Source organism: Pseudomonas sp. EGD-AK9 (assembly GCF_000465935.2).
Lineage (GTDB): Bacteria > Pseudomonadota > Gammaproteobacteria > Pseudomonadales > Pseudomonadaceae > Aquipseudomonas.
In genome coordinates this window covers 1-7204 of record NZ_AVOF01000165.1, presented here as the reverse complement: position 1 = coordinate 7204, position 7204 = coordinate 1, and the positions used below count along the sequence as shown (strand labels likewise).

The 7204-nt window shown below is 68.3% G+C and carries 6 protein-coding genes; 2 read left to right on the top strand and 4 right to left on the bottom strand.

Annotated elements, in window-relative coordinates; genetic code table 11:
* Positions 1-231: 231 nt before the first annotated feature.
* Positions 232-771 carry a cytochrome b gene (locus N878_RS09270; protein WP_021443388.1) on the top strand — a complete coding sequence of 180 codons (540 nt, stop codon included), beginning with the start codon at positions 232-234 and terminating at the stop codon, positions 769-771.
* 66 nt (positions 772-837) lie between these two features.
* Here N878_RS09270 and N878_RS28325 read toward each other — a convergent pair whose 3' ends face one another.
* Complete coding sequence (locus tag N878_RS28325; RefSeq protein ID WP_156350864.1) at positions 838-1044, bottom strand: hypothetical protein; 207 nt, start codon at positions 1042-1044, stop codon at positions 838-840.
* Positions 1045-1197: 153 nt separating this feature from the next.
* Positions 1198-3084 carry a DEAD/DEAH box helicase gene (locus N878_RS09265; RefSeq protein ID WP_021443387.1) on the bottom strand — a complete coding sequence of 629 codons (1887 nt, stop codon included), beginning with the start codon at positions 3082-3084 and terminating at the stop codon, positions 1198-1200.
* A gap of 149 nt (positions 3085-3233) precedes the next feature.
* Between N878_RS09265 and N878_RS09260 the strand changes: the two genes are divergently transcribed.
* The gene (locus N878_RS09260; RefSeq protein ID WP_021443386.1) at positions 3234-4130 is read left to right on the top strand and encodes a DMT family transporter; all 897 of its coding nucleotides are present in this window, start codon (positions 3234-3236) and stop codon (positions 4128-4130) included.
* A 40-nt stretch (positions 4131-4170) separates the two neighbouring features.
* Here the strand turns inward: N878_RS09260 and N878_RS09255 are convergent, their stop codons facing one another.
* Together N878_RS09255 and mnmC are read right to left on the bottom strand one after the other, a co-directional pair.
* A complete protein-coding gene (locus N878_RS09255) occupies positions 4171-6291 on the bottom strand; it encodes a TonB-dependent receptor (RefSeq protein ID WP_021443385.1) in 2121 nt (706 codons plus the stop codon).
* A gap of 139 nt (positions 6292-6430) precedes the next feature.
* The coding region (mnmC, locus tag N878_RS09250; protein WP_021443384.1) for an FAD-dependent 5-carboxymethylaminomethyl-2-thiouridine(34) oxidoreductase MnmC at positions 6431-7204 on the bottom strand (774 nt) is incomplete at its 5' end.

Genomic DNA, 7204 nt, shown 5'->3' with positions numbered 1-7204 from the left:
CGAGACGCCCACGCCGCGCTGCGCGAGCGCTGAGCCGGCGCCCGGTGCGCCGGGCGTCGACACAGTTGTTTACATCTGGGCGCGGTCGGCGGTCTGCGACATGCGGCACCCTGTGCGCCGAACCGGGTCGGTAATGACTCCGGCCGTCGGCCTTGCTTGAGGTCAAGGCGCTGCGCCGGGTTGTTGCCTGAGCCTGTGTTCACCCGCTTCTGACATTCGAGAGGAACCACGATGTCGTCACTCCACGACTCTGCCCAGCACTACGGCCTGGTCAGCCGCATTCTGCACTGGGGCATGGCCGCCCTGTTGGGCTGGCAATTCTTCACCACCCTCGTTCACCTGCTGCTGGCGGAATCCAGCCTCGACGAGTTCGCCTGGGCCACGCACAAGCCCACCGGCGTGCTGCTGATGGCGCTGGTGCTGGTTCGTCTGCTCTGGGCGCTGGCCAACCGCAGCCGGCGGCCGGCCTCGCTCAACGCCATGGCGCGGCTCGGTCACCTGGCGCTGTATGCGCTGATGCTGCTGGTGCCGCTGCTCGCGCTGCTGCGCCAGTACGGCTCCGGACGCCAGTTCAGCGCCTTCGGCATCGAACTGATGGCCGGTTTCAGCGGGCCGAAGATCGAATGGCTGATGGCCCCGGCCAACCTGCTGCACGGCAACCTGGGCTGGCTGCTGCTGGCGCTGATCCTCGGCCACGCGGCGATGGCCTTGGTCCATCGCCGCCAGGGCGAGGCAGACGTGCTGGGGCGGATGATCGGGCGGGCGCGCTGAGGCGCTATAGCCAATGTCTTACACGCGCCGGCGGCATTGGCCGCTGTCGCCACCCCGGCTGGCGCCTTAATCTACACCCATCCCCTGCAGCGACGGATCGCTGAGGATCAAGGACGATGACCAGGCCCGGATGGCCACCGACAGGATGTCGGATGGTTGGGAAGAAACCCGCTTCGGCGGGTTTTTTGTTGCCTGCCATCCATGGCGGCAACCCTTGGGGCCGTCGCAAGCGACGTCAAAAATCGTTCCTGACGATTTTTTGTTGCCTGCCATTTGACCGCCAAGAATGGCGGAGATGCCGGTTTTGCAGGAGTAGTAACCGGCCTTGGCGGCAAGCCTCGGGGCTGTCGCGGGCGACGTCAGGAGCTGCTCCAGGCAATTCTTGCTTGCCGGCGAAAAAGTCCCGGCGCATTGCTCAGCGTCGGCTCAGCCGCCCTGAAGCGAGCGCGTCGCCCCCTGCGCCTTGCGCGTATACCAGAGCACCCGGCTCACCCCGCGGGTGATGGCCACGTAGGCCAGGCGCAGGGTCTCGTCCTGCATGGCCTGATCGTAGCTGCCGGCGAAGAAGCCGCAGTGGGCGTAGAGGGCGTTGCGCAGCGGGTGTGGCTCCGCCGGCAGGCAGTCGTCGAGGATGATCGCCACCTCGGCCTGCAGGCCCTTAGCGCGGTGGATGGTCATGGTCTTGACCGGCAGTTGCTTGTCCAGCTGCGCGCGGATCTGTTGCAGCGGCTCGTTGCGCCGGCTCAGCAGCAGCACGGCGGTGCGGTCGGCGTTGGCGCGCGTGGCGACGTGGGCGCATTGCGCGCCGATGTCTGCGAGCAGGCGCGGCATGCCGCTGGCCAGCTCGAAACGCTGGATCAGCTTGACGCCGTGATCGCCCGGCTGCATGGCCTTGTGCGCGATGCTGGTCTTGTCCTGCTTGCGTGCCACGCCGGCCAGTACCCGTTCGCCGTCGCGGATCACCGCCTCGACGCTGCGGTAGTTGGTGCCCAATAGCAGGGTGGTGCTCTTGCCGCGGCCCTTGCTGGGGAAGTGGCGGTCGAAGTCGATGAACAGCTCCGGCGAGCTGCCGCGCCAGCCGTAGATCGACTGCCAGTCGTCGCCGATGGCCATCAGGCTGAGCGTCTCGCCATGTCGGGCGAGTTCTCTGTGTACGGCTTGCAGCCACTGCAGGATCTGCGGCGAGATGTCCTGGAATTCGTCGATCAGCAGATGGCCGAGGGCGAGCAGAGCCTGGCCCGGTTTGCCGCCGTCCCGCTGCAGGCGCTCGCTCAGTCGCTGGAAGGCGCCGTTGAAGCTCATCAGCCCCTGGCGTTGCAGCAGGGCGTCGAAGTGCCCGTGGAACAGCTGCATGGCCTCGATGAAGTCGCGCTCGCGCGCGCCGCAGTCGAGCGCCTTGACGTCCAGACGGTCGAGACGCAGACCCAGGCTTTCGGCGAAACCGGCCTGGCTGTGTAGCAGCTCGAACAGCGGCTGCGCGGCGAATTCGCCGGCCAGCTTGCAGGCGTCCAGCGGCGCCTTGGGCTTGCCCTGCGGCGGCTCCTGCGGCGCGGCTAGCCTGAGCAGGCGATGCACCAGTGTGCGAAAGCGCGCGTCCGCGGCATAGGCGCTCTGGTAGGCCTGCTTGAGCAGGCGCTGCTGCGCCGGACGCAGGCGGCCGCCGGCCAGCGGGTTGTCCGGTTCCTCGCCGGGTTCGTCGAGTTGCTCGAACCAGCGCGGGTTGCCCAGCTCTTCCTTGGCCAGCGTCGCCATCGCCGAGTGGAAGGTGCGCACGCACTGGCGCGTATCGTGCGGGTAGCGCCAGAAGTCCAGCAGCCGCTGCAGGCGTTCGCGCAGCTCGGCGCAGGAGGCGTTGGTGAAGGAAATCACCGTCAGCCGCGCCGGGTCGATATGCAGGTGGCAGAGCATGAACACCACGCGCAGTACCAGGGTGCTGGACTTGCCCGAGCCGGCGCCGGCGAAGATGCGCGTCAGCGGCGCGCGGCAGAGGATCATCGCCCATTGCTCGTCCGAGGGGGCGCCGATCAGCCCGGCGCGCACCGCCTCGGCGACGCGCTGGCGCATGGCCTGGATCTGCGCATCGTCCACCTTGAGCCTGGCAGCGGGGTAGATACCCGCGGGGCCGGGTTTGTCGGCCTTTTGCTGGCGCTTGCCGGCTTTGCCGCCGGCGGTTTTCTTCTTCGCCGGTTTGCGCGCCGGCTGGCGCGGCTGGGCGGCCTCACGCTCGGCGCGTAGGTAGGCGGTGGTGCGGGGGAAGTAGCGGGCGAGGGCGCTGGACAGCAGTTTCTGGTAGCGCGCGACGGCGGACAGCATGCGGAGGGAATGACCTGATTGGCAAAGCCCGCATGATAAAGCCTGGGCGGCGATGGCAGGCAGTGATGGCGCAGGTTTAAAAGCGCAACTTTATGCAAGCGCGCCTCGTGGGCTGGCCGCAGACTGGCGGCAGTCATGGGAGATGCTCGATGAATCTGTCGCTTTACCTGCTTACCGTGCTGATCTGGGGCACCACCTGGATCGCCATCAAGTTCCAGATGGGCGAGGTGGCCGTCGCCGCCTCCATCGCCTACCGCTTCGCCCTGGCCGCCGCGGTGCTGTTCGCCCTGCTCTGGCTCAGCGGGCGGCTGCAGCGTCTGGATCGGCGCGGCCAGGCGATCTGCCTGGTGCAGGGGCTGTGCCTGTTCTGCCTCAATTTCCTCTGCTTCTACACCGCCAGCCAGTGGATACCCAGCGGCCTGGTGGCGGTGATCTTCTCCACCGCCACCTTGTGGAACGCGCTCAACGCGCGGCTGTTCTTCCGGCAGCGCATCGCCGCCAACGTGCTGCTCGGCGGCGCGCTGGGGCTGGCCGGCCTGGGGCTGCTGTTCTGGCCGGAGTTGGCCGGCCACGAAACCAGCCGCGAGAGCCTGCTGGGCATCGGCCTGGCGCTGCTCGGCACGCTGTTCTTCTCCGCCGGCAACATGCTTTCCAGCCTGCAGCAGAAGGCCGGGCTCAAGCCACTGACCACCAATGCCTGGGGCATGCTCTATGGCGCGCTGATGCTGGTGGGCATCTGCCTGGTCAGCGGTACGCCGTTCGCCTTCGAATGGAACGCGCGCTATATCGGCTCGCTGCTGTACCTGGCGATTCCCGGCTCGGTGATCGGCTTCACCGCCTACCTGACCCTGGTCGGGCGCATGGGGCCGGAGCGCGCGGCCTACTGCACCGTGCTGTTCCCGGTGGTGGCGCTGAATATCTCGGTGTTCGTCGAGGGCTACCAGTGGACGGCCCCGGCGCTGCTGGGCCTGGCGCTGGTGATGGCGGGCAACGTGCTGGTGTTTCGCAAACCCAAGGCGGTGCTGGCAGCGGCGCGCACCGCCTGAGTCAGCGACGGCCGCCTGGCGCGGCCGTCGGGGGGGCGACTCAGAAGTCGAGCTGATAGCCGAGGGTGAAGGTGCGACCACGGCCGGCGAAGTACTGGTCGTTGCGGGTGCTGGCCGCCTGCGCGTAGTAGGTCATGTAGTCGCGGTTGAGCAGGTTCTCCACGCCCAGGCTGGCTTCGCCCACCGGCAGGCGGTAGCCGACCGAGGCATCCACCAGGCTGTAGCCGTCGAAGTCCAGGCCGGGGGTGTCGAAGCTGCGGCTGGCGTAGTGGTTGGCCTGCACCCGGGTGTTGAGCTTGTCGCTCCACTTGGCCTGCCAGCTCATGCCGTAGCGGTCGGGGGCGATATTGGCGCCGTCCAGGTCGGTGTCCACCTTGCCGTCGCCGTCGGTGTCCGACTGGCCGTTGAGCTTGGCGTAGCTGGCCTGCAGACGATGCACGGCGTCGATCTGCCAGCCGGCGCTGGCCTCGATGCCGTCGATCTCGGTGCGTTCGCGACGCACCTGATACACGCCGCCGACGCTCTCCAGGCGCGAGCCGAGGTCGGAGTCGGATTCGAAGTAGCTGATTTCGGCATCGAAGGGGCCATGGTTCAGGCGCAGGCCGATCTCGCGGTTGTCGGTGACGATCGGCTGCAGGTCGAGGAAGCTGTCCACGCTCAGGCCGGGCTGGTTGATGCCACGCAGCACGCGGCCGACGTCGGGCATGCCGAAGCCTTCCGAGTAGTTGGCGAACACCTGCGCCCAGTCGCTGGCCTGGAACACCAGGCCGACGTTGTACAGGGTTTCCTCGAAGTCCGGCTCGCCGCCCTCGACGGATACGCCGCCCGGCGGCGTGGTGGTGGAGGCGATGGTGCGGAACGGATCGACCTCCAGCTTGGCGAACTCGTGGCGCACCCCGCCGTGCAGGGTCAGGCGCTCGTGGGCACGCACCTCGGCCTGGAGGAAGGGCGCGAGGTTCTTGAACACGGTTTCCGGCACCCACTCGCGGTCGGTGGCGATCAGCATCTGGCTGGTGGTGTCCTGCAGGAAGTCCAGGCCGCCGGTGAGCTTGAGCAGGCCATCGAACATGTCGTCGCGGCTCAGCGAGAGCTTGCCACCGTATTTGTCCGACTCGTTCTGCGACTGGTCGAACAGGGTGCCGACCGGGGCGATGGCCGGGTCCTGGAAGCTGGGCAGGATGTTGCCGCCGTAGCGGGCGCGGAAGCGCTGGCTGTACAGCTGGGCGGTGAACTGGTTGCCGGCCAGGTCGGCGTTGCTGTAGGTCAGGCTGGTGGCCAGCACCTCGTTCTGCGGCGCCTTGCCCGGCGGCTGGCCCTTGCGCGAGGTGGTCGGCACGTCGGCGGCGCGGTTGCCCGGCACGTTGACGTAGTCGTGCTCGCCCTCGAGCTGGAAGCGGTTGACCATCAGTTCGAGGTTCTGCTCGGCGTCGAACCAGTAGCCGAGCTTGACCAGCAGGTCGCTGCTGGTGGAATCCATGATGTCGCCCTGGGTGTCGTCGACGCCGATCAGCTCGCCGTCGGCGTCGTAGAACATGCCCCGGGTCTGGCCGCTGATGGCGGCCAGGTAGTCCCAACTGCCCTGGTTGCCTTCGACGCGGTAGTCCAGCTTGTAGCCCAGGCCGTCGCCGTCGAAGTCGTCGCCCGCCTCCAGGCTGACGCCGGCGTGCTGCCTGAGGCTGCCGCCCTGTGGCCGGCGGGTGACGTAGTTGATGATGCCGCCGGTGGCGCCCAGGCCATGCTCGGCGCTGGCGCCGTGGATCACCTCGATGCGCTCGACCATCGCCAGGTCGATGGTGTAGCCGTCGCGGCCGCCGGCCCGCAGCGGCGTGGACTGCGGCACGCCGTCGATCATCACCAGCGCGGCGCGGCCGCGGAAGGTCTCGCCGGCGTTGCTCAGCTTTTGCCGGCTCGGCGAGTAGGAGGGAATCAGGTTGCTCAGCACCTGGCCGTGGTCGCTGGTGATCGCCAGTTGCTGTTCGATCTGCTCGCGGCTGATGACGGTGATCTTCTGCGGCGTCTTGCCCACCTGGCTGTGGCCGCGGGTGGCGCTGATGGTCATGGCGTCCAGTTCGAGCTGTTGCTCGCGGTTGTCTTCGGCCAGGGCGCTGCTGCCCAGGCAGGCGAGGCTGATGGCGAGGCAGAGGCGGGTCTTGCGGTGCATGCGACGGCTCCGGTACGGCAGGAGGGGTTAGAAAGAGCTTGTAAAGATAATGTAAATACGAATTTGTTTCATTAGGTATTTTCGGCGCGCAGCCACCAGCCCCGCGGCGCAGTGTCGCGGGAAGGCGCCAGGAAGGGACTTACTCGCCGCGGATCAGGCGGCGCAGCGCGAAGCGGTTGGGGTGACAGGCCTCGGCCACCGCGCGCGGCAGCGGCAGGGGTTCGCCTTCCAGCCAGGCGGCGATCAGCTCGCCGGACAGCGGCGCGGTGATCAGCCCGCGCGAGCCGTGGCCGCTGTTGACGTACAGGCCGGGCAACCAGGGGCAGGGCGCCTGGGGCACCTGGCGGGCGTCCTTAGCCAGCACCGCGTAGCGTTCGGCGAAGGCCTCGGCATCGGCCAGCGGCCCGACTATGGGCAGGTAGTCCGGGCTGGTGCAGCGGAAGGCGGCGCGGCCTTCGAGCTGCGCCGGGTCGAGCTGGTCGGCCTGCAGGCGCTCGGCCAGATCGCTGGAAATGTCCTTGAGCAGCCCGAGGTTGCCGGCATGTTCGGCGACGCTCGGCGTCAGGTCGTCGCTGTGGAAGTCGAAGCTGGCGCCCAGGGTGTGCTCGCCGTCGCGTGGCGGGGCGACGTAGCCGTCGGCGCAGACCACGGTGCGCAGGGCGCTGCTGGCCGGATTGGCCGGCAGGCGGCTGATCTGCCCGCGGATGCGCTTGAGCGGCAGGCCGGCGCTCTGCGCGAAGCGGCAGATTTCCGCAGCGGCAGCCAGCACCAGCACCGGCGCGCGGGTCAGCTCCTGCTGGCCTGCCAGCACCTGCCACTGGTCGTCGTGGCGCCGCAGCTCCAGTGCCTCGCTGTGCGTCAGCAGGTCGATCGAAGGATGCGCGGCCAGCAGCCGGCATAGCGCCGGCGGGTG

Bases quoted from the DNA above. Each gene is read 5' to 3' on its own strand.
- N878_RS28325 (WP_156350864.1), bottom strand. From the start codon at position 1,044: ATGGCAGGCAACAAAAAATCGTCAGGAACGATTTTTGACGTCGCTTGC.
- N878_RS09255 (WP_021443385.1), bottom strand. From the start codon at position 6,291: ATGCACCGCAAGACCCGCCTCTGCCTCGCCATCAGCCTCGCCTGCCTG.
- N878_RS09260 (WP_021443386.1), top strand. From the start codon at position 3,234: ATGAATCTGTCGCTTTACCTGCTTACCGTGCTGATCTGGGGCACCACC.
- N878_RS09265 (WP_021443387.1), bottom strand. From the start codon at position 3,084: ATGCTGTCCGCCGTCGCGCGCTACCAGAAACTGCTGTCCAGCGCCCTC.
- N878_RS09270 (WP_021443388.1), top strand. From the start codon at position 232: ATGTCGTCACTCCACGACTCTGCCCAGCACTACGGCCTGGTCAGCCGC.